Raw genomic sequence first — 26,607 nt, forward strand, 5'->3', positions numbered from 1 at the left:
GCACCATCGAGGAGACGGACCCGTCTCGGCCGAGCCTTTTCTGCCGACCGGATCGCCCCCACGCCGCGTCGACTACCCTCCGGAGTCGCACGACGCGTTGTCCGGGCCGTCCAACGGGGTGACGGCAGCGCACGCGACCGGGAGAATCGGCCTGTGGCCCTGACCCAGGGCGTGCACAACGCGGTTCCAGGGAGGGGCACGGGTGTCGACGTTCAACGATCAGGCCGGTCTGGGGGATCTGACGGTCACCGCCGATCGGATCCGCGGGGCCATGGAGACCGTGATCGAGGGCAAGCCCGAGGTCGTCCGCCTCGCCTTGACCGTGCTGCTGGCCGAGGGCCACCTGCTCGTCGAGGACGTTCCGGGAGTCGGCAAGACGATGCTGGCGAAGGCCCTCGCGCGCTCGGTCGATTGCGAGATGCGCCGGGTGCAGTTCACCCCGGACCTGCTGCCCTCGGACATCACCGGCGTCAGCGTGTTCGACCAGGAGAAGCGCGAGTTCGAGTTCAAGCCGGGCGCGATCTTCGCCAACATCGTGGTCGGCGACGAGATCAACCGGGCCTCGCCCAAGACCCAGTCCGCGCTCCTGGAGTGCATGGCCGAGCGTCAGGTCACCGTCGACGGCACCACCTACGAACTCCAGGCGCCGTTCATGGTGATCGCGACGCAGAACCCGGTGGAGATGGAGGGAACGTATCCTCTCCCCGAGGCACAGCGGGACCGGTTCATGGCCCGGGTCTCGATGGGTTACCCGGCCGCGGACGCCGAGCTGCGGATGATCGGCGGCCACAGCGCGGGCTCGCCGCTGAGCGACCTGACCCCGGTCGCGCACGCCGAGGACCTGGTCCGGCTCGCCGACGCGGTACGCCGGGTACACGTGTCCCCGGCCGTCGCGCGCTACGCGGTCGACCTGGTCAACGCCACCCGCCGCTCGCCCGAACTGCGCCTGGGCGCTTCGCCGCGCGCCACGCTGCACCTGGTCCGCGCGTCCCGCGCGGCCGCCGCGCTGGACAACCGCGACTACGTCCTCCCGGACGACCTGCAGACACTGGCCGTCGCGGTGCTCGCCCACCGGCTGTTGCCCACCGCCGACGCCCAGATGGCCCGGCGCACCCCGGAGCAGATCGTCGTCGACATCGTGCGCCAGGTCCCGGTCCCCGGGTCTCCCGGCCAGGCTCCGGTCCAGGGGCGGGTCGGCGCGCCGCAGATCGTCCCGGCGCCGCCCGCGCCGCCCGCCCACATGCCCTATCCGGGCGCGGCCCCGCAGCACAACGGCGGCCGCCCCTACCCGAACCAGGCACCCACCGCGCACCAGGGCTACGCCCCGGTGACCTCCGACGGCCGCCTCGGCGGCACGGGCTCCGGGGCGGCACGCTGACGTGCGTACCGCCCTGTCCGGCCTGACGACGCGGGGGCGGTCCTTCCTCGCGGCGGGGGTCGCCGCGAGCATCTGCGCGGTGATCCTGGGCCAACGCGACCTGTTGCGGGTCGGATTCCTGCTCACCGCGCTGCCCCTGGTGTCGGTGCTGATCGTCGCCCGCACCCGGCACCTGGTCACCAGCGCCCGCGCGCTGGAGCCGCCCCGGGTCGCCGCCGGTCACGAGTCCCAGGTGCGGCTGCGCGTGGACAACGTCTCGCGCATCCCCACCGGCCTGCTGATGCTCGAGGACCACGTGCCCTACGTACTCGGCTCGCGGCCCCGGTTCGTCCTCGACCGGATCGAGCCGCACGGCAATCGGCACGTGTCCTATCGGGTCCGCTCGGACCTGCGCGGGCGCTTCCCGGTCGGACCGCTGCGGCTGCGGATGGCCGACCCGTTCGGGATGTGCGAGCTGACCCGTTCCTTCGCCGCGCGCGACACGTTGGTGGTCACCCCGGCGGTCCAGCCGCTGCCCGCGGTCGACCTGGGCGGCGAGTGGACCGGGTACGGCGACAGCCACGCCCGCAACGTGTCCGCGTCCGGCGAGGAGGACGTGGTCCCGCGCGAGTACCGACACGGAGACGACGTACGCCGGGTGCACTGGCGCTCCACCGCCCGCCGCGGCGAACTGATGGTGCGCCGCGAGGAACAGGCCTGGCAGAACCGGGCCACCGTACTGATCGACACCCGCGAGGACGCGCACGTCGGCGACGGCCCGGCCTCGTCCTTCGAGTGGGTCGTCTCGGCCGCCGCGTCCGTGGGCGTGCACCTGTGCCGGCGCGGCTACACCACCCGGCTGCTCGACTCCGAGGGCGACGCGCTGGCCGGCGACCTGGAGGGGATCCGGGCCGCGCCCGGCGACCTGGAGGGCTTCCTGCTGGACGCGCTGGCCGTGGTCGAGACCGTCCAGGTGACCGGGCTGGACCAGGCCGAACCCGCGCTGCGCGACCCCAACGGCGGCGGCCTGACCGTCGCCGTGCTCGGCGCGCTGACCGAGGACGACATCAAGCGGCTCGGCCGGGCCCGCCACCGGTCCGGCCGAGGCGTCGCGGTGGTCCTGGACGTGAGCACGTGGGGCCGGGTGCCCGGCGCGCTGCCGCACGACAGCGCGGTTGCCCTGCTGCGCCAGGCCGGCTGGCGGGTGCTGTCCGCCCGCGCCGGTACCAGGTTGTCCGAACTGTGGCGCTCGGCCGGACGGATCGGCGACCCGGCCGCCGCCGGTTCGATGTCCTTCGCCGGCACCTCCCGCGCGAGCGCCCCCGCGGCGCCCGCCGCGGAGGCCGGCGGCTCGACCCCGCCCCCGCGCCCGCGTGCGGCGCCCACGGTCGGGGGCGGCACCGTCGATGAAGGGGAACGGTCATGACCGGTCGGCTCCGCCTGGCCCTGGTCGCGGGACTCGCGACCGCGCTGACGTCTTCCTCACTGCTCCCGCTGGTCGACGCGGGCGGCTGGATCGCGCAGGGACTGGGCGCGATCCTCCTGGTCGCCCTGGTCGGCGAGGGCGCCCGGCGGATCCGGGTGCCGCGCCCGGTCGTGGGACTGACCCAAATCGCCGCGCTGGTGCCCTACCTGCTGCTGGTCTGCGTACCGGACGCCAGCGGCCCGATCCCCACCCCGAGCAGCATCGACGCGTTCGTGGACCTGCTGCGGGTGGGCGGGCAGGACATCCGGGAGTTCACCGCCCCCGCGCCCGCCTCGCCCGGGATCATCGCGATCCTGCTGCTGGTCATGGGCGGCATGGCGGTGCTCGTGGACCTGATCGCGGTGACCTACGCCCAAGCCGCCCCGGCGGGCCTGCCGCTGCTCGCGCTCTACAGCGTCCCCGCGGCGCTGTCCCGGTCCGGACTGGGCTGGGCGATCTTCCTGATCGCGGCGCTGGCGTACGTCCTGCTGCTGCTCGCCGAGGGCCGCGAGCGGCTGCTGCGCTGGGGCCGCCCGCTGACCCCGCCGCCGGCGGGCCATCCGACGATGCGGCAGTACCGCCCGCCCGCGCGCGGCGGCGGCCGGATCGGCGTGGCCGCGCTCGCGGTGGCCGTCGTGGTCCCGGCGCTGATCCCGCTCAGCGCCAACCGGCTGATCGACAAGAACGACAACGGGCCCAAGTCGCGCCGACTGACCACGATCAACCCCGTGGTCAAGCTCTCCGACGAGTTGAACCGGGCCGAGAACACCGAGCTCATGCGCTACCGCACCAACGCGGCCACACCGGGCTCGATCTACCTGCGGCTCTCCTCCCTGGACCGGTTCGACGGCCGAAGCTGGCAGCCCTCCGAACGTCCGCTGACCGACGTCCCGCGCGAGTTCCCCAAGCCCGCGGGCCTGGATCCGGCGGTACGAAGCACCGAGGTGACCACCCGGGTCGAGGCCGACGACAACTACAAGCAGTTGTCGCTGCCGATGCCCTACCCCGCGACGCAGGTCCAGGTGAAGGGCACCTGGCGCTACGAGGCCGAGGGGCGGCTGCTGCTCGCCGACAACAAGCAGGACACCCGTGGCCTGGGCTGGACGGTGACCAGCCTGGACGTCGAACCGACCCCCGCCCAGCTCAAGGCCGCCCCACCGCCACCGCCCTCGCTCGCGCCGTACGTGGCGCTGCCGCTGCCGCCCGACATGGTCGACCGGGTCCGCCGGCAGGCGCTCAAGATCGGCGGGAACGGCACCTCCTACGACCGGGCCCGCAACCTGGAGGAATGGTTCGCCCGGTCGAGCCAGTTCCGCTACGACACCAAGGTCCCGCAGGGCAACGGCGCCTCCGCCCTGGAGAACTTCCTGGAGCAGAAGGTCGGCTACTGCGAGCAGTTCTCGTCGGCGATGGCGGTGATGGCCCGCACGCTCGGCATCCCGGCGCGGGTCGCGGTCGGCTTCATCCCCGGCACGCTGCAGACCGACCTGACCTACAAGGTGAGCAGCCACGACGCGCACGCGTGGCCCGAGTTGTACTTCTCCGGCGCGGGCTGGATCCGGTTCGAGCCGACCCCCTCGCGGGGCAACTCGCCCTCCTACGCCCAGCAGGACGTCGCGCCGGTGCTGCCCTCCGCGTCCCCAGACAGCGCCGGCGAACTGCCCACCAAGCAGCCGCAGGCGTCGCCGGGCGCCACGCCGTCGGCGTCCGCGTCCGCCGCGCCGGTCACCGCCGCGGGTTCCTCGAACGGGCCCTGGCTCTCCGGCCGGACGCTGCTGATCGGCACCGGGATCGCGCTGGTCGTGCTGCTCGCGGCGGCGCCGATGTTGACCCGGGGCCGGGTCCGGGGCCGCCGACTCGCGGCGCTGAGCCGGAACGCGGCGGCGCAGGGGAGCGCCCCCGAGCCCGGCGATCGCGCCGGGCCCGTGCTCGGCGGTTGGGCCGAGGTGCTGGACACCGCGCGCGACCTGGGCCATCCGGCCCCCGGCGCGGAGACCCCGCGCCAGGCGGTCGAGCGGCTGCTGGGCGTGTTGTCGGACCGGGCGGCGTCGGACACCGACGACACGAAGGCCGAACCCGTCGTGGTGGACGCCGCCGTGCTCGCGGCCCGCGAGGCGCTGCCGCGCGTCGCGCTCGCCACCGAACGGCTGCTCTACGCGCAGACCCCGCCGACCCCGCAACCGGGCCTGGGCGAGGACGTCCGGGCGGTCCGCAAGGGCCTGCTGGCCCGGACCGGCCGCGGCCGGCGACTGCGCGCGACGCTGCTCCCGTCGTCGTTGCGCCGCCGGGGCCGGCCGAGCCTGGCCGAGCGCCGGTACGCGCTCACCGATCGGCTCCGCCGGCGTCGGGGCGACGGCCCGGGACCCGCGCCGAAGCCGGCCGACGTCGGCTGAGGGCGGCGGTCGGACCGACCGCGGTCCGGACCGGTGGACGCGGTCCGGACCGGAAGCCGAAAACGCCGGTGGCGGTGACCCCTTCGAAGGGTTCACCGCCACCGGCGTTCATGCGTATGTATCGACGCGCCCGTGCCGACACTCGTCGGCATCGGGTCGGCCCCGACCGGGCGGTGACCGAGTCTCCCGCACCGTGCCCGCGGGCATCGGACGGGTCGGCCGCCGTGCTCCGCTCAGCCGCCGTTCTCCTCGCGCCGCCGGCGCCAGCGGTCCTCGATGCGGTTCATCACCTTGGCCTTGCGCCGGCGCGGTGCGCGCCCGGGAGCGCCGCCGCCTTCGCCCGCGTTGGCCGTCGCGGGTCCCCGGCGCCAGCCGGTGACCGCGAGGAGCGCCCCACCGAGCATCGCCAGAAAGCCGATGACGCTCACCCAGATCTGTTGGACCATCATGCCGGTCATCAACAAGACGATGCCGAGCAGGAATCCGAGGATCGCCTGAACGGTGCGTCGCCGGGTGTGCCGGCGCATGCCGGCTGCTTCGAGCGCTGTCGCGAATTTGGGATCTTCGGCGTAGAGCGCTCGCTCCATCTGCTCAAGCATGCGCTGCTCGTGCTCTGAGAGCGGCACGGCGTCCTCCTTCGTCGGCCGCGACGCGACCTTGCGGCCCTTTCAGGATAGGCAGGTAATCGCTGTCGTGAAAGCCACCCTCGGCACCGGCTCGAAGCCCGCTTCCGGATGATGGGTCACCACGTCGATTCCCGCCCCTGTCGACACTCCTGCCCTGTCCGGCGCACGCTCATGTCCCCCGGTCAGGGCTTCGATGATATGCGGCCGGAGCGGGTTCGCGCTGAGGGGCGGGGCCGCGCGGGTCGCGCCCGGTCGCCGAGGCCGTTTCCGAGAGTCGGGCTCAGCGCCCCGAACGCCCCCGGGAGCGGGGTCCACGGGCCAGCAGCGCGGCCGAGGTGAGCGCCGCGTCGCCGAATCGGCCGCGCACCGCGTCGGCCGCGCGCTCCGCCTCGCGTCGGCCCAGAACCCTTTCCCCGAGCATCAGTTGGCGCGGATGGGCGCCGCCGACCAGGCCCTCCACCCGGATGCCCACCAGCCGCAGCCGGGCCCGTTCCAGGCCCAGCGCGCCGTGCAGCACGCAGGCCACGCCGTAGATCTCGTGGCCCACGTCGGTGGCCTCGCGCAGCGTCCTGGCCCGGGTGAGCGTGGTGAAGTCGGCGAATCGGATCTTGATCGTGACGGTCCGCCCGGCCACCTTCGCCCGGCGCAGCCGGCTCGCCGTGCGGTGCGCCAGGTCGAGCAGTGTGCGGCGGATCACCACCGGATCGTCCACGTCGGTGGGGAAAGTCTCCTCGGCGCCGATACTGCGTTCGGGTTCGGACGGGATCACCGGCCGCCGGTCCCGGCCCCACGCGAGTTCGTGCAGTCCGCGACCGGCGGCCGGACCGAGCGCGCGACTCAACGTCTCGACCGGGGTGTGTGCGACGTCACCGATGGTGGTCAGGCCCAGATCGGTGAGCAGCGCGCCGGTGCGTTCGCCGACGCCCCACAGTCGGTCCACCGGGAGCGGGTGCAGGAAGTCCACCACCTCCTCGGGGCGGACCACGCGCAGGCCGTTCGGCTTGGCCAGGGCGCCGGCCAGTTTGGCGGTGAACTTGTTGTCGGCGATCCCGACCGAGCAGGTGATGCCCTGTTCGTCCAGGATCCGGGCGCGGATGCTCTCGCCGACCGTCTCCGGCGGGCCCAGTCGGCGGGTGACGCCGGTCAGGTCCAGGAACGCCTCGTCCAGGGACAGCGGCTCCACGCGCGAGGTGATCGAGCGGAGCACCTCCATGACGCCGCCGGAGATCAGCCCGTAGTCGTCGTGGTCCGGCGACAGGAACACCGCGTGCGGGGCCAGCCGGCGGGCCCGGGAGGTGGCCTGGCCGGCGTGTACGCCCAGCGCGCGCACGTCGTAGGTGGCGGAGAGCACCACACCGCGCGGGCCCTGGCCGGCCACCACCAGGGGGGTGTCCCGCAGCGCGGGATTGCGGCGGATCTCGACGGACGCGTAGAAGGCGTCCATGTCCACGTGCATGATCGCCGGCGAGGCGGATCGGGCGGTGCTCATCCGGCACCGCCCGGACCGGGGGCCCGATCGGGGTGGACCCGACCGGGGTGCGGGTCAGCCCGCCGGCTTGCTCGCCAGCAGGTGCAGTTGGGTGGCCAGGGCGCGGTACTCGGGCTGTTCGGCCGCGGCGCGCTCCAGGTCCAGGAGGGCGTCGAAGGAGCCCGGGTCGTCGACCAGGACACCCGGGACCAGGTCGGCGAAGACCCGGATCGCGTGCACGGGGCCGGCTTCGAGGCCGGCCTTGGCGACCAGGTCGGTGAGGTCGGCGACGGTGAACCGGCGCGGCAGCGGATCGGTCGGCCCGTACCGGCCCGCGGGGTCGACGAGCAGGTCGCGGGCCTGGTCGAAGTGCCCGGCGAGGGCGCGGGCCAGGACCGCGCCGGTGCGGTTGGCCGCGAGCAGGCTGAGCGTGCCGCCGGCGCGCAGGGCGCGGACGATGTGCGCGAGGTCGGCCGAGGGGTCGTCGACCACCTCGAGCACGCCGTGGCACAACACCACGTCGGCGGCGTCCGGCTCGACCACGTCGAACAGGCCGTGCGTGTCGCCCTGGTAGGCCCGGACCAGGTCGGTGACCCCGGCCTCGGCGGCCCGGCGTTCGAACGCGGCGAGCGCGTCCGGGCTGGGGTCGACGACGGTGACCCGGTGGCCGAGTCGGGCGATGGGCACGGCGAGGTTGCCGGTTCCGCCACCGGCGTCGAGCACGTCCAGGACGTCCCGTCCGGCCGCCCGGGCCCGTCGGTCCAACGCCTCGCGCAGCACCTGCCACACGACGGCGGTACGCATCGAGCTGCGCCTGCGCGTCTGGTCGGACACGGACACCCTCCTCCGGAACTGGTCGGGTTCCACCTTAGGGCGTCGAGGGAAGTCATCCCGCGCTCCCGGGACTGGCGTGCCAGAGCTTGCGCGGGGGCTGCTTGGTGGGGCCGCCGGCCGGGCGCAGGTCGGCGTACGGGGAGATCCGGAAGCCGCTCGTGTGCACCAGGACGCGGCGTGTGGCGGGCGCGGGCCCGGTGGGTGTCGACGCGGCCATCAGTTCGTGTACGGCCGGGAGGCCGCCGGTGCTCCACGCGTCGTACAGGCCGCCCAGCTCCCAGCAGCCGGTGGCCCGCAACGACACGCCGCGGGGTCCGGTGCGCCGCAGCACGCCGCGCACGACCAGCAGCCAGGAATGGAACAGGGTGGCCGCGTACGGGTCCTGGGCGTCCTCGAAGAAGGTGGTGTCCACCGGGCCGGTGGCGTCGTCCAGGGTCAGGAAGATCACCCGACGGCCGGTGCGGATCGGCGGGGTCTGGGTGGCCACCTTGACGCCGGCCACGAGCAGTTCGGCGCGGTTGCGCCGGTTCAGCAGGTCGCGGGCCCGGGTGATGCCCAGGTCGGCCAGGAACGGCGCGTAGAAGTCGAGCACGTGTCGCCCGGCGTCCAGGCCGAGGATGTCGAGTTCGGCGCGGACGCGTTCGACGTCGGTGAGCTCGGGCAGCCCGGTGGACGGCGGCGTGTCGGGGGCCAGGCCCAGGTCGAGTTCGGCGCCGCCGCCGGCCCTGCCGCCTCCGGACCGACCGGCGCGGCCGAGCCGGTCCAGGTCGGCGAGGTGCAGCAGCAGGTCGCGGCGCGTGCTGGGGGCGGGGTGGACGGTGTCGAACCCGCCGACGGTGATCAGCCGTTCGGTGGTCGGGCGGGACGCGCCGGCGCGGGCCTTGAAGTCGACCAGGGAGGTGTACGGGCGGTGCGCCAGCACGTGGGCGACCTCGTCGGCGCCGATGCCCTTGATCTCGGCCAGCGGGATGCGGATGCCGGGCGTGCCGTCGGCGGCGGGCTCGACTCGGTACACGTCGTCCGAGCGGTTGACGTCGACGCCCAGGATCGGCACGCCGAACTGGCGCGCGTCGTCCAGGATCAGCCGTTTGGGGTACATCCCCGGGTCGTGGGTGAGCACGCCGGCCAGGAACGCGGCGGTGTGGTGCGCCTTGAGCCACGCGGACTGGTAGGTGGGCACCGCGAACGCGGCGGCGTGCGCCTTGCAGAAGCCGAACGACGCGAAGGCCTCCAGCACCTCCCAGATCCTGTCGATCACGGCGGGGGTGTAGCCGCGGGCCGCGGCCCGGGCGTACAGCCAGTCGCGGACGACCGGTTTTCGCTCGTGGCTGCCCAGCGCGCGCCGGGCCACGTCGCCGCGGGCGAGGTCGCAGCCGGTCGCGATGTGGATGATCCGGATCACCTGTTCGTGGAAGACCACCACGCCGCAGGTCTCGGCGAGCGCCTCGCGGAAGTCCTCGTGGATGTAGTACGGCTCGGCCCAGCCCTGACGGGCCGCCAGGAACGGGGTGACCATGTCGCTCTTGACCGGGCCGGGCCGGAACAGCGAGATGTCCACGATGATGTCCTCGAACGTCTCCGGGGCGAACTTGCCGATCAGCTCGCGCTGGCCGGGCGATTCGATCTGGAAGCAGCCGAGGGTGCGCTTGGAGCGGATCAGCTCGAAGGTCGCGGGATCGTCGCGCGCGATCGTGTCCAGGTCGGGGGCGGTGCCGTCGACGCGTTCGATCTCGGCCACCGCGTGGGCCATCGCGGACTGCATCCGCACGCCGAGCACGTCGAGCTTGAGCAGTCCGAGGTGTTCGACGTCCTCCTTGTCGAACTGGCTCATCGGGAAGCCCTGCGCGGAGGTCTCGACGGGGGTGCGGTCCAGCAGGGTGGGGTCGGAGAGCAGCACGCCGCACGGGTGCAGGGCGAGGTGTCGGGGCAGGCCGTCCAGCCGGGCGGCGAGGGCGAACAGGCCGTCCAGGCCGCCGTCCCGGACGAGCCGGTCGGCCCGCAGTTCGGGCAGGTCACGGCGGGCCGCGGCGAGGTCGCGGGCGCGGACGTGCGGGAATGCCTTGGCGAGTTCGTCGATCTCGCCGGTGGCCAGGCCCAGCGCCGCGCCGACGTCGCGGATGGCGTGTCGGGCCCGGTAGGTCTCGGCCATCGACACGCACGCGCAGCGCTCGGGGCCGAAGACCTCCATGATCCGCCGGTACACGTCGGTGCGGCGGGCGGACTCCACGTCGACGTCGATGTCGGGCAGCGCGGTGCGCCGGTCCGAGACGAATCGCTCCATCAGCAGGCCGTACCGCAGCGGGTTCACGCCGGAGATGCCGAGCAGGTGGTTGACCAGGCTGCCCGCGCCGGAGCCGCGGGCCGCGCAGCGCACGCCCATGTCCCGGATCAGGTCGACCACGCCGGACACGGTCAGGAAGTAGGACGGCAGGCCGAGTCGGCCGATCAGCGCGAGTTCCTCGTCCAGGCGGGTGTGCGCCTCGGCGGTGGGGGCGATGCCACGCAGGCCCAGGCCGGCTTCGCAGCGGGCGCGCAGTTCGGCGGCGGCCCGGCTCGCCGGGACGCCGAGCACCTCCGGCTCGGGGTAAAAAACGCTGCCGATGCCGAGGTCCTCGGCCGGATCCAGGACCAGGTCGTCGGCGAGCGCGCGGGTGGCGTCGAGCAGCGCGGCGGCGGTGCCGCGGCCGGCCAGGCAGGTGATCTCGGCGGCGACGGCGACCATGTCGAGGGTGGGCTTGAGGTATTCCTCCGAGCCGGTGCGGGTCAGGTGGTGCCGGCCCAGCGGGACCAGCCGCCGGGCCGCGTCGAGCACGTCGGCGACCACCGCGTCCTCGCGGTCGGCGTAGCGGACCGCGTTGGTGAGCACGGCGGGCACCCGGTGGTCGTCCGCGAGGAGCGACATCCGGGCCGCGTGGGTGGCCGAGCGGGCCCGGTCGGGCGGCGCCAGATGGCATACCAGTTCGATGAAGAGAGCGTCCTTCGCCAGCACGGACCGGGCGTGGGTGAGCAGCCGCCCGGCCCGCGCGGGCTCGTCGGCGGCCACCGCCCGGCCGATCTCCGAGTCGGGTCCCGCCAGGACCACCACGGCGCCGTCGGTCGCGGCGAGCGCGTCCCACGTGGTCGCCGGGTCGGCCCGGTCGCGCCGGTGCGCGTCGCTGATCAGCCGGCACAGCGCGCCCCACCCGGCCTTGCCCCGGGCGAGCACGGTGACCCGGGGGTGTCCGGCGTCGGTGAACGCGCCGCCGCGCGCGGGGGTGCGTCGGCGCGGGCTCGTTTCGGCGGCGGCCGGCTCGATGGGCAGCACCGCGAGCTCGGCACCCAGGACGGGCCGGATGCCCGCCGCGACGCACCCGCGCGCGAACGCGACGGCGCCGTACACCCCGTCCCGATCGGTCAGCGCGAGTGTGTCCAGGCCGTGTTCGACCGCGCGCTCGATCAGCGTGCGCGGATGCGAGACGCCGTAGCGCATCGAATGCCCGGACGCGACGTGCAGGTGGACGAACGGGCGCTTCGATCGGCTCGGTCGGTTCATGGGTGGTGCGTTCAATCGGTAGGAGGGGGTGGGGCCGGGATCGGGGGCAGCGCGAGCAGTCGCACCACCAAGCGGAAGAAGGTCTCCACGTCGCGGATCAGGTCGTCCGCCTCGCGGCCGGTGACCGCGCCGGGCAGCCCCGCCTCGGCGGCGGCGCGCTTGCGTGCGCCGGACGCGAAGAAGGCTGCCCATTCGGTCAGCTCGGGCGCCACCTTCGGCAGCAGTTCCCACGCGCTGCGCGGGGCCCGCCGGCGCCGGCCCGGGCGCTCGTCGTCGGCCTGTGCGCGAGCGGCCAGCACGGCCGCGGCCACGCGCAGCGCGGCCAGGTGGGCGGTGGCGTATCGCTCCGCGACATCGCGGTTGACGGCGGCCTCGGTGAGCCCGCGCCGAGCCTGGGCCAGCAGATCGAGCGCGCCGCGCGGGGCGGACGACCAGCGCACGGGCGCCCGGCGGATCGGCGGCGGCTCGGGTATGTGGGCGGACTGGTTCAGACTCGCGCTCGGGCTCACGAAGCCACCTCCTCAATCGGCGGTCCGCGCCAGCGTCCAGGTCCCGGCGCCGGCGTCCAGGCTGAGGTCGTACACACCCAACGGCGCACTGCGACCGGCACCGGCCTCCACGCGCCACACCTCGCGCTCCCCCGTCGCCACGACGGCGGTCCGCGAGCGCGCGTGTTGCCACCACTCGCCGGTCTCGACCCAGTGCCCGATCACCTCCCGGACCACATAGAGCCGGTCGTGCCACAGGAACCGCGCGGGGTCCCCACCACTGCGCAGCACCTCCACCGGGTCGGTGTGCAGACGCGTCATACAGCTCCTCCTCTGCCGGGGGATCGGCGATGCGCTTCCCCACGCACCGCCGACCCGGGCTACCCATCCGGTTGCCCCGTGCCGTTCGAGTCGAACTCTTTCTCGAACAAAAGTTCGATCTCGTTTGCCAGTAAAGCTCGCTCCCCCACCCACGTCAACGCCATTGCCGCAGTCCCGGGCGAACCGTCGTGTTCGAGCGATGTTCGAGCATGTTCGAGTCCACTCGATCCGCCGTCGAGAGCGGTCGCTCCCCACGTCCTCCACCGTGACAGGCGACACCGACAGCCCCGGCGGGCCGACCCGGCGTGCCACCCTTGTCCGGGTGCGCCCACGTCTGCCCTCGCCGCTGCGCGAGCTGTCCGATCCCCGACTGACCACCCGCGGCCTGCGACTCGCGCTCAAACGGGACGACCTGATCCATCCCGAGGTGTCCGAGTACAAGCCGACTGGTGTTTGCGGGCGCGACCAGGGCCTTAATCGTTGGACGGCCCTCGACACCTTGACCGAAGGTGCACTCAATGGGCAGTACGGCGACAGACCCTGCCAAGCTGTGTGATCTGTTCCTTCGCCGCAGCACGTTGCAGGATGACAAGACGACTCTGAAGGCCCACGAGCGCGACCTCCGAGAGCGCGCCGCTCGCGAGGGCCTAACCGTCCGGAAGATCTGGAAAGAAGAGCTGTCCGCGTTCAAAGCGGGCGTCGTGCGGGAGGAATTCGACTCTGCCATCGCGGCCGTCCTGGCCGGTGAGGTTCGCCATCTCCTGGTCTGGAAGCTCGACCGACTGAGCCGCCGGGGCATGGGCCAGGTCGGCCAGGTGCTCGATCAGTTCGAACTGAAGGGCGCCCGTCTGGTCGCTCACATGGATGGGCTGGACAGCAGCATCCCGCAGCATCGTGGGCTCTTCGCCTGGCTGGCCGAACAGGCCCGCGCGGAGTCGTACAACACGTCCACGCGCACCCGCAGCACCAAGGCCGAGCGGAAGCTCTCGGGTGCGTGGCCGGGCGGACAGCCGCCTTACGGCCTGCGTGTGCGCAAAGGAAAGAAGAGCACGGAGCACCACCCCAAGGAGTACGCCCCGTCGCGGCGGATCGCCGAGGCGTTGCTACGAAACAAGTCAGCCTCCGAGATCGCCGAAATCCTCAACGCCGAAGGATCCAAGACCCGGCGCGGCCATAAGTGGCGCTCGTCGTCGATTACGCAGCTTGCCCACTCTCCCGCTTGGGCCGGCCTGATGCCGGTTCACGAGCGCTACACCGACGCCAAGGGACGGGTACGCTGGCGGGCCACGGACGAGCCGCTGATGACGCCAGACGGCCGGCCGGTGGGAGTCGGGGAAGGGGTGATCACGCCCGGAGAGCATACGCAGATTCTGGCGGGCTTGAAGTCTCGCACCTCCGACTCACTGGCATCGGGACGACGGGGAAAACCTGCCGCTCAGTCGCTGCTTTCCAGTCTGATCAAGTGCGGGCGCTGCGGGGGCAACATGACCAAAGGCGGCCAACAGTACCGCTGTTATCGGCGAGTCAATCTGGGCAGGTCGGCGTGCATTGGCATGACCGTACGTGTCAGGACCTCGACCGTGCGATCTCGGCCGCCTTCATAGCCCGTGTCGCATCATTCAAATATGAAAACGAAGTACTTCGGGCTCTCACCCAATCGGTGGCTGGCGTACGAAAACCCTGCGGCGCACGCCCGGCGCGGAGAACTCGCACTCGCCATAGAGGGGGCAAACGAGCGCCGAAACTCGCTGGATGACGCCTTCTACGTACAGGGGCGCTTCAAGGGCACCACCGGACAGCATCGATATGACCACCTGCGCGACGCGATCGACAATCAACTTGAATCGATGAACGCGGAGTTGGCGGAAATCTCCGCCTCCACTGATCTCGGTGCCCTGAGCAATCCCGACCGACTTCACAATGCATGGATGAATGCCGACCTGGAGCAAGCCCGAATGCTCCTACGTATCGTGCTTCACTCGGCCACGGTACTACCGCCCGCCGGACAGGGTCACAAGCGCAGTGTGTACAACCTTCTTTCCGAATGCTGCTTTCACTGGGTCGGCGAGAAGCCGCAGCCGCTACACAAGGATCTGAGCCGCCTTGCCGGTACGGTCTGGTACGACCTCGACACGACTGCCTCTACTCCCCTGACGTGGGCAGCCTGAATCGGGTTTGCGCCTGGGGCACGGGACGCCCTTTCAAGCTCCCACGAGGGCCCGTGGCATCGCCGCCACCATCTCAAGTAGCGGCGGTGCCGCGCTGCTTCAAACCCTCGTAGGCGGCTCTGAGGTCAGCAGCCTCCGGCAGGCGGCGGCCCTCGACCACTTTCACGACTTCGAGCGCTCGCCAGTGGCTGGACGGCATGACTCGGTTGGACAGGATCGCTCGTTGGGCTGCGTCGCACGCCTCGTCGAGTTTGTCATTGGTCAGCAAAATCAAGGCCAGGTCGAGGTTTGCAACCGCAGCCCGGCGCGCCAATCTTCCCCCCGGGATCGGCGTGAGCCGAGCGATCACCTCTCTTGCATAATCCTCGGCCGCTGGATCTCCCAACCATGAGAGCGTGGTCGCGGTATACGACGTCGATTTATCGGGATCATAAAGATAATGATGCTCCGGACGATCCGTCGATGAAAGTCGCGATACGAATTCGTGAACTCGCGCTATCGAATCGTAGGTTTCGCGAGACAGACCCAAGCGGGCATACGCTCGACCTTCTTGGGCGGTCGCTTGGATGGCTACCGAACTTCCCTTGGGCGCGAGGCTTTGAGCGGCCCTGGAGAGAGTCAAAGAGCGCGAATAATCCCCTTGGGTAAGGATTCTCCACGCATCGGTCTCGTAGCACCACGCCTCAAGTTCCGGCTGATTGGCTTGCTTGGCCAGATCCGCAGCCGTTCTCAGGCGGGCTGTGGCCGCGCCTTGTTGGCCAAGGTCGATATGAAGCGTTGCGCTCATCAGAGAAAGCCAGCCGCCGACGGCGACCAGGCGCTGATACTCGGCCAGAGTCTTCCTGGCATCGAATAGATGTGATGTATAGGACAGATAGCGGCGTGCTCGAACGAGGAGATCGTAAGGGGGCGCCTTGGAATAGTCGATGGCCAGCTGATCGAACGCGCTTTCCAGTCGGGTGAGAGTCTCGTCGCCCACATCGCTCGCCGAGGCACGGCGGCCCAACTCCAACGAGTCCAATTCGTCATCGATCGATGAAATCCCCGCTGGATGCGCAACTGCGACGAAGGGCGGCGGCTCGAGTCGGGGGGCGTCGGATTTCGATTCCCACTCGCGTGGTGCAATGCCGATCATGAGCCCAGGCACACGTAGGGCGTCGGCGATCTGTCGAATCTTCTCGACGGTGGTGATGCGCCCCTCGCCTCGGGCGAGTGTGCCGACTCGCTCAGGCTTGATGTCACAGGCGTCGGCGATCTTCTGATAACTGATGCCACCGTACTTGCGTGCCAGTCGGAAGACCGTTCCGAAGTCATGATCACGCAGAGCTTGGCGCACGTCATCGCGGTCGAGTACCTCGCGCGGTAGTGCAGCCGGTGCTACATCACTCGTCACGACTCGGTGACCCCCTGGTCCACGCCGCATCACGCCGTGTGGCGAGTCTACCCATGACGGGTACCCCTGCCGTGGGCTGACGAGCGGGCCTCTCGGGCAGTCAAGCTCGACGGTATGGGCAGAACGCAGATAGGGCGGGCGGGCCTGCGGCACGTGGTCACGCGGGTTCAGCCGGATGAACGGGATCGGGAACGGACTGTTCCCGGCCGGTCGGAAGCGGATGGCCGGTTGAGTCCTGGGGAACGCTGGCTCGGGGCTGTGCTGAGCGGTCCCGGATGGGATCCGGTGTGGATCCGGGAACGCACCTGGGAGTCACATCCGGCGGAAGTGAAGCAGGCTCGGGCGTTGACCTGGGCGGCCATGGCGGACTGGAACCTCCTCGAACTGACCGATGAGGCCATACTCTGCGCGTCCGAATTGGCGACGAACGCTGTGGTGCACGCGTTCATGCCGGACCAACAGGGCTGGTTGGGGCGCACGTTCACGATGCGCTTGTCGTTCTGGCCCATGCGCGCGGTGGCGATCGAGATCCGGGATGCGGATCCGCGTCCGCCCGTGATGCCCGATCGACGGGTGTTGCAGCCGTCCTTGTCGGAATCCCATCTGATGGGTGGCTCGCTGCGCGGTCTGCGGATGGTCGAAGCCGTTTCGGACTTGCTGTCGTGGGGGCCGCTGGGCATGGGCGGAAAGACGGTGTGGTGCCGCTTCGACCTGGCACCTCGTGGGCTGGCGAGGCCGTTCACAATGACCGGTAATCCTGCCGACAGCCCCTGAGTCGACGGGGGCCGCTCGCACGGTTTCTGCGGCCCTCTTGAACTCCCTCGGAGGAGACTTTCTCTTGCCGCCTCCGAGGGTTCCTGCCGTGGGGAAGGGCGTGTCGACAGCGTCTCCTCTCGCGTGACGGCAGGAGGCGGCGCGCGGACCGGCAGCGCCGCGCGCCGCTCCGATCCCCCGGGTGGCGTCTTGCAGATCGAGTGCAAGGCGCCACCCGGATACCGGGGCCCAGGCGTTGGCGGGTGCCCTGAGGCGGGTGGCCGGCCGGGCCGCGTAGAGGGTCCCAGCGGGGCAGCGCGTCGGTGCGGTGAGAGCGGCGGTGGTCGCAGTGTTGGGCCGGTGTCCTGCCTGTGCGGGGGTCGGGCATGGTCGGGGGCCCGTACGCTGGCCGGCACAGTGGGGAGCACCGCTCCCCACCCGAATTCCCCACTGAGGGCCCCCGGCCTTGCCCGACGCGGGGTCCCCGTGCTGGGAGGTGGCTCAAGACTGCGGACGCCGGCCCCCGACCGAGCGGGCCTGTGGCGCTGGACGCGTCGGTGCCTTCCGAGGGGAAGGGAGGCACCGCGGCTGCCCACACCGCGCATTCGCCCGGTGATCGTGTCCGGGGGCAGCCGCTGTGCCGGACCCTCACGGGTCCTTGCCCGGGGCGGGGCCGGTCGGGGTGTCGACCCGGGACCGGCGGCCACGCCGCACGCCCGGGGCGGGCGCCCCGGGCGGCCCCGCCCCCGGCGCGGAACGCGCCGGGCTTGAGTAAGTAGAGAAAGTCTCGGACACGCCTCCGGGATCGGCGGGCTTCGCGTCCGATCGGGATGCGACGTCACACTGAACGGGTGGATCTTCCCGTAGACCTCGACGTCGCGCTTGGCCCGCGCGCTCTGTCTCCCTTGCAGGAGCTGCACGACGACCGAATGGTCTCGCGCGGCCTGCGGCTGTGGCTCAAGCGCGATGACCTGCTGTATGCCTTTTTGCCCCGGGAACCTGGTGCGCCTGAACCAGTGCACCTGTACCCTTCCGGCAACAAGTGGCGAAAGCTGAAGTACAACCTGGTGGCGGCGCGCGAGCAGGGGCAGCGCACGTTGTTGACCTTCGGCGGCGCGTACTCCAACCACCTGCGGGCCACCGCCGCCGCCGGGCGCGCGCACGGGCTGGCCACGGTGGGCGTGGTGCGCGGCGAGGAACTCGCCGACCGCCCGCTCAACCCGTCGCTCGCCTTCGCCGTCGAACACGGCATGCGGCTGGTGTTCACGGACCGCGCGACCTACCGCGCCAAGCACACGCCGCGCGTGCTCGATCGGCTGCTCGCCGCGCACGGCCCCGCTTACGTGCTCCCGGAGGGCGGCAGCAACGAGGCCGCCGTGCGCGGCTGCGCGGAACTGCCGGCAGAGCTCGGCGAGGACCTGGACACGGTCTGCGTCGCGGTGGGCACCGGCGGCACGCTGGCCGGCATCGCGGCGGGCCTGCCGCCCGGGCGGCGCGCGATCGGCTTCGCGGCGCTGGGGGGCGGCTTCCTCGCCGACGAGGTGGCCGACCTCCAACGGCGCACGTACGGCGCGCCGACCGACAACTGGCACGTGGAGCACGACTTCCACCACGGCGGCTACGCGCGGCGCGGCCCGGAACTGGACGCCTTTCTCGCCGACTTCGCGGCCCGACACGACTTCGCACCCGAGCCGATCTACGTCGGCAAGATGTTGTTCGGCCTGTTCGCCCTCGCCGAGCGCGGCACGTTCGCCCCGGGCACCCGACTGGTCGCGGTGGTCACCGGCTGAGCCCGACCCGCCGGCCAGACCCGCCGCCGACCCCGATCCGCGGCCCGGTCTCGCGACGCGCATGCGAAAGGCGAAAGGCGTCGGTCCCGCCGCCCCCCGCGGCGGTACCGACACCTCGAACGACCCGGCTCCCCCGCGCCGGTCGTCACCCACCGGGACCGACCGACGCCCCCGTCGTCCGTCCCGATGTCGCCGCGCCCCGCCGTCCCCCCGAACGGCCCTCCCCCCGAGGTTGTCCATGGGCGCTTCCCCGTGCCGACCACGGTGCCGGTCGACCCGGTGGCGGAACATCCGTACGAATACTCAGTGGCGGACATGAGTATCACCGTCCATGTCCCCCTTGATCACGATTTTCGACCCGGGTTGCCCGCGGTGGAAAGAAATCTTCCCCGCGCGTACAACCCTCTGCCCGGGTCGCGAGTCTTACCAATCGTGACCCGCTGGGGGGTGGGCCCGTGGACCGTGGGGAGCGGTCGCGGGACGGTGAGGGGGATCAGGCCCGGGGGGCGGGCCTGATCCCCCTCACCCGCATATACGCTGTGCCACCGTGGCTCGCATCGTGGTTGTCGGCGCAGGTATGGGTGGGTTGGCGGTGGCCGCTCGGCTGGCCACGCTTCGGCACGAGGTGACGATCTGCGAACGGTCGTCGGCGACCGGCGGACTGTCCGGGTCGATCGTGCGGGACGGCTTCACCTTCACCACCGGGCCCGGGCTGCTCACGCTGCCGGCCGTCTACCGCGACCTGTTCCTCAAGACCGGCGCCGCGATCGAGGACGTCGTGGACCTGGTCCCGATCGCCACACCCACCCGCGAGTCGTTCGCCGCCGCGAGCGGCGCGCGCACCGTCGTGGACATCCCCAACGCGTCCCGGTCCGGGACCCACGAGGCGTTCGAGTCCGGCTTCGGGCCGGGCGCGGGCGACGACTGGCAGCGGCTGCTGCACCGGGCCGGCGAGATGTGGGGCGTCACGCGCAAGAGCTTCTTCGAGGCGCCGCTCCTGGCCGATCCCGCACAGCGCGCCGAGCGGCTGCGCAGCGCGGGCGGGCGGGCCGATCTGCGGGTGACCGCGCCGTGGCGCTCGCTGCGCTCGCTGGGCCGGACCCACCTGGGCGACCTGCGACTGCGCGCCCACCTGGAGCGCTTCGCCGCCGAGGCGGGCTGCCACCCGGGCAAGGCACCCGCGACGCTGGCGACGCTGCCGTACCTGGAGGAGACCTTCGGGGTGTGGTGGGTGCGCGGCGGTCTGCACCGGATGACCGAGGCGCTGCACGCGCGCTGCGTGCGGCGGAAGGTGAAGGTGCGCACCGACACCGAGGTGGTCTCGATCGAACGCGCGGGCGGGCGGGTCGCCGGTGTACTGCTGGCCGACGGCGGCCGGCTCGACGCCGACGTCGTGATCACCGACCTGCCCACCGACCCCGAGAGCGCCGGGCTGCTGCCGGCCGCGAGGACCGGCGGGGCGGGCCGGGTGCCGGCCTCCTCGGCGATGCTCGAACTGCATCTCGCGCTGCGCGGCGGCGCCGCCGGGACGCCGCACCGCACCTACCTGTTCGCGGACGACCCCGGGCACGAGCCGGACGCGCTGTTCGCGCGCCGCGCGGCGCCGCCGGTCGATCCCACGCTGTGCGTACTGGCCCCCGACGACCCGGCGCTGGCCCCCGAGGGGCACAGCACGTGGACGGTACAACTGCGGGTGCCTCGGCACGGCGCGGTGGACTGGGACTCGGCCGCCGTCCGGGACGCCTACCCGGCGACCGTGCTCGACCTGATGGCCCGTCGCGGTCTTGACGTCCGCGACCGGGTGTTGTGGTCCGAGCTGCGCACGCCCGCCGACCTGGCGGAGCAGACCGGCGCCCCGGGCGGCGAGGTGCCGGGCGCGGGCGCCGACGGTCCGCGCACCGCGCCGCGCCGGGTCCCGAACCGGTCGGCCGTACCGGGACTGTTCTCGGTCGGCGCGAGCGCCCATCCGGGCGGCGGTCTGACCCGGGTGGGCATGTCCGCGGCGCTGGTGGCGGAGCTGATCGGGCGCGCGTGAGGCGTCAGCGGGCCTTGGCGCGGCGGCCCTTCGGGCGCCGGCCGCTGACCGTCCAGCCGTGGTGGTACGCCTTGCGCACGTAGCGCGTGGTCAGGAACTGGCCGACGGCGAAGCAGAACACGCCGATGCCGACCAGCACCGGGTTCTTGATCCCCACGCCCGCGGCCACCCCGACGAAGCCGACGAAGGCGAGCACGCGGTAGCGGAACGGCGCGCCGTGCTGCCACAGCACCTCGGTCAGCAACCACAGCCCGATCGGCACGAACAGGATGTAGAGCACCACCAAGCCGAGCTGCACGGTAGATCCCTTCGTTACCGGCGCGTTGCCTCACCCTAAAGGGTGAACCGGTCGTTGGGGCCGAACCGGATCAGCCGCCTTCGTGAAGCCCGAGGTTCTGGTAGATCTCGGTGGTCGCGGTGGATCGGTTGAGGGTGATGAAGTGCAGTCCCGGCGCGCCCTCGGCGAGCAGCCGCTCGGACATCCGGGTCGCGTACTCCACACCGACCGCGCGCACCGCGGCCCGGTCGTCGGCGACCGCCGCGACCGCCGCCGCCAGCTCGGCCGGCACCCGGCAGCCGCTCAGCTCGTCCACCCGCACCAGCGTGGTCGGGCTGGTGACCGGCATCACCTCGGGAATGATCGGGATGTCGCAGCCGGCCGCGGCGACCCGGTCGCGCAGCCGCAGGTAGTCCTCGACCGAGAAGAACATCTGGGTGATCGCGTAGTCGGCGCCGGCCCGGCACTTTGCCACGAAGTGCCGGATGTCCTCTTCCCAGTTCGTCGAACGCGGGTGCATCTCCGGGAACGCCGCGACGCCCACGCAGAAGTCGCCGGACGCGCGCAGCAGCTCGACCAGCTCGATCGCGTAGGTGAAGCCGTCCGGGTGGGCGACCCACTCGCCCTTCGGGTCGCCGGGCGGGTCGCCGCGGAGCGCGAGCACGTTGCGCACGCCCGCGTCGGCGTACTGCCCGATGATGTTGCGCAGCTCGGCGCGGGTGTGCCCGACCGCGGTCAGGTGGCCCACGGGGGTGAGCGTGGTCTCGGTGGCGATCCGCTCGGTGGTGTCCACGGTCATGCCCCGACTGGAGCCGCCCGCGCCGTAGGTGACCGAGACGAAGGTCGGCGCCAGCGCCTCGACCCGACGGATGGCATCCCACAGTGTGCGGGTGCCCTTCTCGCTCCTGGGTGGCATGAACTCGAACGAGAAGGACCGGGTGCCGCTCGCGAGCAGATCGCGAATGGCGGGGGTTCGACTGATCCGAGTGGATGCGGCACCGAGAGACATGTACGCAGGTTATCCGGCGGTCACGCGGACGAGAACGTCTTCCCACTCCGCGAGACGGCCGGGCTGCTCCGGATGGCCGGACCGGGCGCAAGTTAGGCTGCCCCGTACTTCCCCACCGTTTCATCGCCCTCGACGGAAGACTCCATGGCTGCCGATTCCTTCCCCGTACACCCCCTGGACCGGGACGGCCTGCGGCAGCGCGTCAATGCCGCGCTGGGCGAGTTCATGGACCGTCAGGCCGAGGCGCTCGCCGATGTGGGCGAGGGCATGGTCCCGGTCACCGCGGCACTGAGCGACTTCGTGCTCGACGGCGGCAAGCGGCTGCGGCCGGGCTTTTGCTACTGGGGCTGGCGCGGTATCGCGGGACCGGACACGGAGGACGCCGCGATCGTGCGCGCGGCCACCGCGCTGGAGTTGCTCCAGGCCAGCGCGCTGATCCACGACGACCTGATGGACAGCAGCGACACCCGGCGCGGCAAGCCCGCGGTGCACCGCCGGTTCGAGGGCCTGCACGCGGCGAGCGGCTGGGTCGGTTCGGGCGAGTCGTTCGGCTCGGCGGCGGCGATCCTGCTCGGCGACCTGTGCCTGTCCTGGTGCGACGAGATGTTCGGCGCGAGCGGCGTGGAAGACCGGGCGCTGCGCGCGGCCAAGCCGTTGTTCGACGTGATGCGCACCGAGGTGATGGCGGGCCAGTACCTCGACGTGCTGGAGCAGGCGATGGGCGGCGGCTCGGTCGAGCGCTCACGGCGCGTGATGCGGTTCAAGTCCGCCAAGTACACGATCGAACGACCCCTGCACGTGGGTGCCGCGCTGGCCGGCGCCGACCGGGCCGCCCTGGACGCCTACTCCGCGTACGGGCTCCCGCTCGGTGAGGCGTTCCAGCTCCGCGACGACGTGCTCGGCGTCTTCGGTGACCCCGAGCGGACCGGCAAGCCCGCCGGCGACGACCTGCGCGAGGGCAAGCGCACCGTGCTGCTGGCGCTCACCGGCGAGCGGGCCGACGCCACGCAGGCCGAGGTGCTGACCGCGCTGCTCGGGGATCCCGCGCTGAGCGACACCGGGGTCAAGGAATTGCGCGCGGTGATCGAGGACACCGGCGCGCTCGCCGACGTGGAGACGATGATCACCGAGCTGACCGAGCGGGCCCTCGCGGCCCTGGCCGTCGCGCCGATCGCCGAGGACGCGCGCGAAGTGCTGCGTGAGCTGGCCGACGCCGCCACCGTGCGCAGCGTCTAGTCCGGCGTCCGCGGCGCCGACCGCGAACGGGGAGCCCAGGACCGCGGGACGGGGCCGCTCCGGCTCGGCCGCCCGGCCCCGGGAGGGGTGCGGGCCGTGCCTCTCGTCGGCCTCGAGCAGTGCCTGGGGCGGGTTGCGGCCGAGCAGGTAGATGCCGCCGATCATCGCGGCGAGCACGAACAGCGGGAACAGCAGCGCGGCGCCGCCGTCGGGTGTCGTGCCCGGACGGGGCCGCGAGTGTTCGGCGGCGCCTCTGGGCCCGGGGATCGACGGCTTCGCCGGGTCCGTTGAGCTGGTCGGCGCGGTCGAGGTGGTCGGCGCGGTCGAGGTGGTCGGCGCCGTCGCGGGGTGCGGCAGGTCGTGGTCGCGGGCATCCTCTGCGGACCCCGGACGACATCGAACGTCGGGTGTGTCCATCTCGGCAGTCTGGCCGCTTGCTCCGCCCGGTCCGGCCGGAATAGCCCATCCGCGAGGCCAACCACCCGATCGGCCCAGAATCGACACCGGCGCCGGCAGCCACCCGCCCGGTCGACCCCTCCGTGCGAGCCGGCGCACCCGCTCAGGGCAGCACGGCCGCGAAGCTCGCGTAGTGGTCGTCGCTGTAGAAGCGCTCGGTGTTCTTGCCCGTGACGATCCGGCGCGCGCCACGATCGGCAGCGCCCGGCGTACGGACCGTGTACTCGCGGTAGTACCCGTCGGGCTCCGCCGGCAGCCGCTTCTCCCGGTCGCCGAAGACGACACCGTCGCGGTTGTAGGGGAACGGCCCGCCCGCCGCGATCAGGCGCAGCGTCTCGCGGGCCTCGGCCGGCAGCCGCGCCGCGGCGACGGTGCGCATCCCGGCGGGCACCCAGTCGGGGCGCGCGGCGGTGGACCCGACCGGCCCGGGAGCCGTCGCGCCGGTGCGGGTGGTCGCCGTGGTGGGCGGCGCGCTCGCCCGGGTGCCGCCGCCGTCGCCGTCGTCCCGGGTGAGCGCGAAGGCCAGTGCGAGCGCGGCGACGAGCGCGAGCAGCGTGACAACGAGGGCACGCCGCCGAGAACCGGACACAGCCGGATATTGTCACGCCGTCTCGCGCGCGCCGGGGTCAGCGCTCGGCGAGTCGCCGGACGAATTCCGCCGTCGCCTTCGCCGGGTCCGCGGCCTCGGTGATCGCGCGTACGACCACCACGCGGTCGGCGCCCGCGGCCAGCACCTCGTCCAGGTTGTCCAGGTCGATGCCGCCGATCGCGAACCACGGCCGGGTCGGGCGCAACGCGGCGGTGTAGCGGACCAGGTCCAGGCCCGGCGCGGGTCGGCCCGGCTTGGTCGGGGTGGGCCAGACCGGCCCGGTGCAGAAGTAGTCCACCCCGGGCTCGAGGATCGCCGCGTCCACCTCGGCCTCGGCGTGCGTGGACCGGCCGATCAGCACGTCGCCGCCGATGATCGCGCGGGCCGCCGGGACGGGCAGGTCGTCCTGTCCCAGGTGCAGCACGTCGGGGCCGATCGCGTGCGCGACGTCCGCGCGGTCGTTGACCGCGAGCAGCGCGCCGTGGCGGCGGCACGCGTCCGCGAACACCCGGAGGTATTCGAGTTCGGGCCGGGCCTCCAGGCCCTTCTGCCGCAGTTGCACGATGTCCACGCCCGCGCCCAGGACCGCGTCCAGGAACGCGGGCAGGTCGCCCTGGCGCTCGCGCGCGTCGGTGCACAGGTACAGGCGCGCGGCGGCCAGCCGTTCCTGTCGGCTCGTCATCGGCCCGGCCTCAGATCGCCAGCGCCTGGGCGCGGCGACGCACCTCGGTCATCCGGTTCTCCTGGAGCGCCTGCACCGGCGTGCCCGGGAGCGTGTCGTCCGCGGTGAACAGCCACTCCAGCGCCTCCTCGTCGGTGAAGCCGGAGTCCGCGAGCAGGGTCAGCGTGCCGACCAGGCCCTTGACGATGTTGCCGTCCTGGAAGAAGTCGGCGGGTACCTGGAGGGCCCGGTGCTCGCCGCGGCGCACGGCCAGGAACTTGCGCTCCTTGAGCTGCTGCCGGACCTTCAGGATGTCCACACCGAGGATCTCGGCGATGTCGGGGAGTGTCACCCAGGCGGGGACGAGGGCTTCTGTTTTGGCGTCGATCTCGCTCACCCGGCCAAGTTTAGGTTCCGCGCCGGGGCCGGCCGGCCGGCGCCCGGCCCGGTACGGGCCCGGCGCGGCACGGCGCGGCCCGGCCGCGGTCAGCGCGCGACCGACTTGAGCGGGTTCTCGGGGTCGGCGAACCGCTCCCGGTCCACCGGCGTGCCCAGTTGCACGAGCTTGCGGCCCTGGGCCAGGTCGCGCGGCCGGGCGACGGCGAGCAGCGCCGTCAGCCGGTCGCCGGCGAACCAGCCCGCGGCCCACTTGTCGTCCTCGCCCGCGCCGCGGAAGACGAGTTCCTCGCCCGCGCCGTGCCGGCCGACGTACTGGACCATCCGACCGAACTGGTCGGACCAGAAGTACGGGACCGGGTCGTACGCCTGGTCGCCGCCGAGCAGGTTGGCGACCAGCACGCGCGGTGCCTGGAGCGCGTTGTCCCAGTGCTCGACGTTCATCCGGGTGCCGTAGCGGGCGGACGGGAAGTCCACGCAGTCGCCGACCGCGTACACCCCGGGCACCGAGGTGACCAGGTGGTCGTCCACCTCGACGAAACCGCGGTCGTTGACGGCCACGCCGGAGTCGGCCAGCCACTCGGTGGCCGGGCGCACCCCGATGCCGACCACGATCGCGTCCGCGCGCAGCCGGCGGCCGTCGGTCAGGTGTACCGCGCCCGGCTCCAGGCGATCCACCCGCGCGCCGAGCAGCAGTTCCACGCCGGCCTCGGCGTACCACGGCACGAAGCGTTCGCCGATGGCGTCGGGGAAGGGGCCGGCGAGCGGGGCGTGCAGGGCCTCGACCACGGTGGTCGGGCAACCGGCGGCGGCCGCGGCGGTGGCCACCTCGGCGCCGATCCAGCCCGCGCCGACGATCACCACGTGCGCGCCGGGCACCAGCGCGGCGCGCAGCGCGCGGGCGTCGTCGATGGTGCGCAGCACGTGCACGCCGGGCACCTCGGCCGCGCCGGGCAGGTTGAGCACGCGCGAGCCGGTCGCGATCACCAGGCGGTCGAAGGTGACCGGTCCCGCGTCGGTGTCCACCGCGCCCGGACGCAGTCCCGTCGCGGTCCGGCCGAACAGCACCTCGGTCTCCAGCGCGGCCCAGTCCGCCTCGAAGGACGTGTCGTCGGTCTTGCCCGCGAGCACCTCCTTCGACAGCGGCGGCCGGTCGTACGGCGCGTGCGCCTCGGCGCCGAGCAGGGTGACGCGCCCGGCGTACCCCTGGTCCCGCAGCGCCACCACGGTTTGCAGGCCGGCCATGCCGGCACCCACGACGAGCACGTTGTCCATGCGGGGCACCCTACGACGCGATCCGGCGCGACCGGCGGGCAGGGTCTTGACTCAGTCAAGGACATCTCGGACGCACTCGGGCACC

The 26,607-nt window shown here is 72.4% G+C and carries 22 protein-coding genes and 1 pseudogene; 10 read left to right on the forward strand and 13 right to left on the reverse strand.

The features are described from left to right. The first annotated feature begins 202 nt into the window (after window positions 1-202). From OG948_RS10785 to OG948_RS10795, 3 genes are read left to right on the forward strand one after another with little or no spacing between them, the layout of a single operon-like run. Window positions 203-1,378: an AAA family ATPase gene (locus OG948_RS10785; protein ID WP_406295767.1), complete on the forward strand. Its 1,176-nt coding sequence runs from the start codon at window positions 203-205 to the stop codon at window positions 1,376-1,378. A 1-nt stretch (window position 1,379) separates the two neighbouring features. Then, a complete protein-coding gene (locus OG948_RS10790; RefSeq protein WP_406295769.1) occupies window positions 1,380-2,783 on the forward strand; it encodes a DUF58 domain-containing protein in 1,404 nt (467 codons plus the stop codon). Next, window positions 2,780-5,215, forward strand: coding sequence for a transglutaminaseTgpA domain-containing protein (locus OG948_RS10795; RefSeq protein WP_406295771.1), 2,436 nt, complete (start codon window positions 2,780-2,782; stop codon window positions 5,213-5,215). Before OG948_RS10790 ends, OG948_RS10795 begins: the two co-directional genes overlap by 4 nt. Before the next feature lie 233 nt (window positions 5,216-5,448). On the opposite strand, the gene OG948_RS10800 is transcribed toward OG948_RS10795, so the two are convergent. The 6 genes from OG948_RS10800 to OG948_RS10825 all read right to left on the reverse strand — a co-directional run bounded on the left by OG948_RS10800 (window position 5,449) and on the right by OG948_RS10825 (window position 12,484). Then, window positions 5,449-5,841, reverse strand: coding sequence for a DUF3040 domain-containing protein (locus tag OG948_RS10800; RefSeq protein WP_026218737.1), 393 nt, complete (start codon window positions 5,839-5,841; stop codon window positions 5,449-5,451). Between the two features lie 280 nt (window positions 5,842-6,121). Next, window positions 6,122-7,330 (reverse strand): DNA polymerase IV, encoded by a 1,209-nt coding sequence (gene dinB, locus OG948_RS10805; RefSeq protein ID WP_406295773.1) that lies wholly within the window; start codon window positions 7,328-7,330, stop codon window positions 6,122-6,124. Between the two features lie 54 nt (window positions 7,331-7,384). Beyond that, window positions 7,385-8,143 carry a methyltransferase domain-containing protein gene (locus OG948_RS10810; protein WP_406295775.1) on the reverse strand — a complete coding sequence of 253 codons (759 nt, stop codon included), beginning with the start codon at window positions 8,141-8,143 and terminating at the stop codon, window positions 7,385-7,387. Window positions 8,144-8,195: 52 nt separating this feature from the next. After that, window positions 8,196-11,675, reverse strand: coding sequence for a DNA polymerase III subunit alpha (locus OG948_RS10815; RefSeq protein WP_406295777.1), 3,480 nt, complete (start codon window positions 11,673-11,675; stop codon window positions 8,196-8,198). 11 nt (window positions 11,676-11,686) lie between these two features. After that, window positions 11,687-12,184, reverse strand: a complete 498-nt coding sequence (locus OG948_RS10820; RefSeq protein WP_406295778.1) for an SAV_6107 family HEPN domain-containing protein — start codon at window positions 12,182-12,184, stop codon at window positions 11,687-11,689. 12 nt (window positions 12,185-12,196) lie between these two features. Continuing rightward, a complete protein-coding gene (locus tag OG948_RS10825; RefSeq protein WP_395862401.1) occupies window positions 12,197-12,484 on the reverse strand; it encodes a DUF6504 family protein in 288 nt (95 codons plus the stop codon). Between the two features lie 265 nt (window positions 12,485-12,749). Between OG948_RS10825 and OG948_RS10830 the strand changes: the two are divergent. The 3 genes and pseudogenes from OG948_RS10830 to OG948_RS10840 all read left to right on the forward strand — a co-directional run. After that, window positions 12,750-12,914: pseudogene (locus OG948_RS10830) on the forward strand (1-aminocyclopropane-1-carboxylate deaminase); the annotation flags it as partial. An 88-nt stretch (window positions 12,915-13,002) separates the two neighbouring features. Then, entirely contained in the window at window positions 13,003-14,088 is a 1,086-nt protein-coding gene (locus tag OG948_RS10835) for a recombinase family protein (protein WP_406295780.1), read from the forward strand. A 21-nt stretch (window positions 14,089-14,109) separates the two neighbouring features. After that, the gene (locus OG948_RS10840; protein WP_406295781.1) at window positions 14,110-14,652 is read left to right on the forward strand and encodes a hypothetical protein; all 543 of its coding nucleotides are present in this window, start codon (window positions 14,110-14,112) and stop codon (window positions 14,650-14,652) included. Window positions 14,653-14,725: 73 nt separating this feature from the next. On the opposite strand, the gene OG948_RS10845 is transcribed toward OG948_RS10840, so the two are convergent. Beyond that, the gene (locus OG948_RS10845) at window positions 14,726-16,045 is read right to left on the reverse strand and encodes a transcriptional regulator (RefSeq protein ID WP_406295783.1); all 1,320 of its coding nucleotides are present in this window, start codon (window positions 16,043-16,045) and stop codon (window positions 14,726-14,728) included. Window positions 16,046-16,159: 114 nt separating this feature from the next. Here OG948_RS10845 and OG948_RS10850 point away from each other — a divergent pair, with 114 nt between their 5' ends. The 3 genes from OG948_RS10850 to OG948_RS10860 all read left to right on the forward strand — a co-directional run bounded on the left by OG948_RS10850 (window position 16,160) and on the right by OG948_RS10860 (window position 20,623). Further along, entirely contained in the window at window positions 16,160-16,819 is a 660-nt protein-coding gene (locus tag OG948_RS10850; RefSeq protein ID WP_406295784.1) for an ATP-binding protein, read from the forward strand. Window positions 16,820-17,628: 809 nt separating this feature from the next. Next, a complete protein-coding gene (locus OG948_RS10855) occupies window positions 17,629-18,588 on the forward strand; it encodes a 1-aminocyclopropane-1-carboxylate deaminase/D-cysteine desulfhydrase (RefSeq protein WP_406295785.1) in 960 nt (319 codons plus the stop codon). A 547-nt stretch (window positions 18,589-19,135) separates the two neighbouring features. Further along, window positions 19,136-20,623, forward strand: a complete 1,488-nt coding sequence (locus tag OG948_RS10860) for a phytoene desaturase family protein (protein ID WP_406295787.1) — start codon at window positions 19,136-19,138, stop codon at window positions 20,621-20,623. Window positions 20,624-20,627: 4 nt separating this feature from the next. Here the strand turns inward: OG948_RS10860 and OG948_RS10865 are convergent, their stop codons facing one another. Continuing rightward, a complete protein-coding gene (locus OG948_RS10865; protein WP_395862395.1) occupies window positions 20,628-20,921 on the reverse strand; it encodes a hypothetical protein in 294 nt (97 codons plus the stop codon). A gap of 70 nt (window positions 20,922-20,991) precedes the next feature. Continuing rightward, complete coding sequence (gene metF / locus OG948_RS10870; RefSeq protein ID WP_406295788.1) at window positions 20,992-21,909, reverse strand: methylenetetrahydrofolate reductase [NAD(P)H]; 918 nt, start codon at window positions 21,907-21,909, stop codon at window positions 20,992-20,994. Between the two features lie 144 nt (window positions 21,910-22,053). Between metF and OG948_RS10875 the strand changes: the two genes are divergently transcribed. Further along, the gene (locus OG948_RS10875) at window positions 22,054-23,145 is read left to right on the forward strand and encodes a polyprenyl synthetase family protein (RefSeq protein WP_406295790.1); all 1,092 of its coding nucleotides are present in this window, start codon (window positions 22,054-22,056) and stop codon (window positions 23,143-23,145) included. A gap of 559 nt (window positions 23,146-23,704) precedes the next feature. Here OG948_RS10875 and OG948_RS10880 read toward each other — a convergent pair. From OG948_RS10880 to OG948_RS10895, 4 genes are all read right to left on the reverse strand, one after another. After that, window positions 23,705-24,190: a ribonuclease domain-containing protein gene (locus OG948_RS10880; RefSeq protein ID WP_406295792.1), complete on the reverse strand. Its 486-nt coding sequence runs from the start codon at window positions 24,188-24,190 to the stop codon at window positions 23,705-23,707. Between the two features lie 37 nt (window positions 24,191-24,227). Next, on the reverse strand, window positions 24,228-24,872 hold the full coding sequence (gene thiE / locus OG948_RS10885) for a thiamine phosphate synthase (protein ID WP_406295794.1): 645 nt from the start codon (window positions 24,870-24,872) through the stop codon (window positions 24,228-24,230). 10 nt (window positions 24,873-24,882) lie between these two features. Next, window positions 24,883-25,248 carry an Rv2175c family DNA-binding protein gene (locus OG948_RS10890; RefSeq protein ID WP_395862385.1) on the reverse strand — a complete coding sequence of 122 codons (366 nt, stop codon included), beginning with the start codon at window positions 25,246-25,248 and terminating at the stop codon, window positions 24,883-24,885. Between the two features lie 89 nt (window positions 25,249-25,337). Further along, on the reverse strand, window positions 25,338-26,522 hold the full coding sequence (locus tag OG948_RS10895) for an NAD(P)/FAD-dependent oxidoreductase (RefSeq protein WP_406295796.1): 1,185 nt from the start codon (window positions 26,520-26,522) through the stop codon (window positions 25,338-25,340). Window positions 26,523-26,607: the final 85 nt, after the last annotated feature.

Origin of the sequence: Embleya sp. NBC_00888 (assembly GCF_045207655.1) — a bacterium.
In the GTDB taxonomy this organism is placed as follows: Bacteria; Actinomycetota; Actinomycetes; order Streptomycetales; family Streptomycetaceae; genus Embleya.

What these genes read in the sequence shown, in the direction of transcription:
- OG948_RS10850 (WP_406295784.1), top strand. Translation starts at nt 16,160, where the DNA reads ATGGGCAGAACGCAGATAGGGCGGGCGGGCCTGCGGCACGTGGTCACG.
- OG948_RS10825 (WP_395862401.1), bottom strand. Translation starts at nt 12,484, where the DNA reads ATGACGCGTCTGCACACCGACCCGGTGGAGGTGCTGCGCAGTGGTGGG.
- thiE (WP_406295794.1), bottom strand. Translation starts at nt 24,872, where the DNA reads ATGACGAGCCGACAGGAACGGCTGGCCGCCGCGCGCCTGTACCTGTGC.
- OG948_RS10795 (WP_406295771.1), top strand. Translation starts at nt 2,780, where the DNA reads ATGACCGGTCGGCTCCGCCTGGCCCTGGTCGCGGGACTCGCGACCGCG.
- OG948_RS10815 (WP_406295777.1), bottom strand. Translation starts at nt 11,675, where the DNA reads ATGAACCGACCGAGCCGATCGAAGCGCCCGTTCGTCCACCTGCACGTC.
- OG948_RS10840 (WP_406295781.1), top strand. Translation starts at nt 14,110, where the DNA reads ATGAAAACGAAGTACTTCGGGCTCTCACCCAATCGGTGGCTGGCGTAC.
- OG948_RS10855 (WP_406295785.1), top strand. Translation starts at nt 17,629, where the DNA reads ATGCGACGTCACACTGAACGGGTGGATCTTCCCGTAGACCTCGACGTC.
- OG948_RS10895 (WP_406295796.1), bottom strand. Translation starts at nt 26,522, where the DNA reads ATGGACAACGTGCTCGTCGTGGGTGCCGGCATGGCCGGCCTGCAAACC.
- metF (WP_406295788.1), bottom strand. Translation starts at nt 21,909, where the DNA reads ATGTCTCTCGGTGCCGCATCCACTCGGATCAGTCGAACCCCCGCCATT.
- OG948_RS10875 (WP_406295790.1), top strand. Translation starts at nt 22,054, where the DNA reads ATGGCTGCCGATTCCTTCCCCGTACACCCCCTGGACCGGGACGGCCTG.
- dinB (WP_406295773.1), bottom strand. Translation starts at nt 7,330, where the DNA reads ATGAGCACCGCCCGATCCGCCTCGCCGGCGATCATGCACGTGGACATG.
- OG948_RS10835 (WP_406295780.1), top strand. Translation starts at nt 13,003, where the DNA reads ATGGGCAGTACGGCGACAGACCCTGCCAAGCTGTGTGATCTGTTCCTT.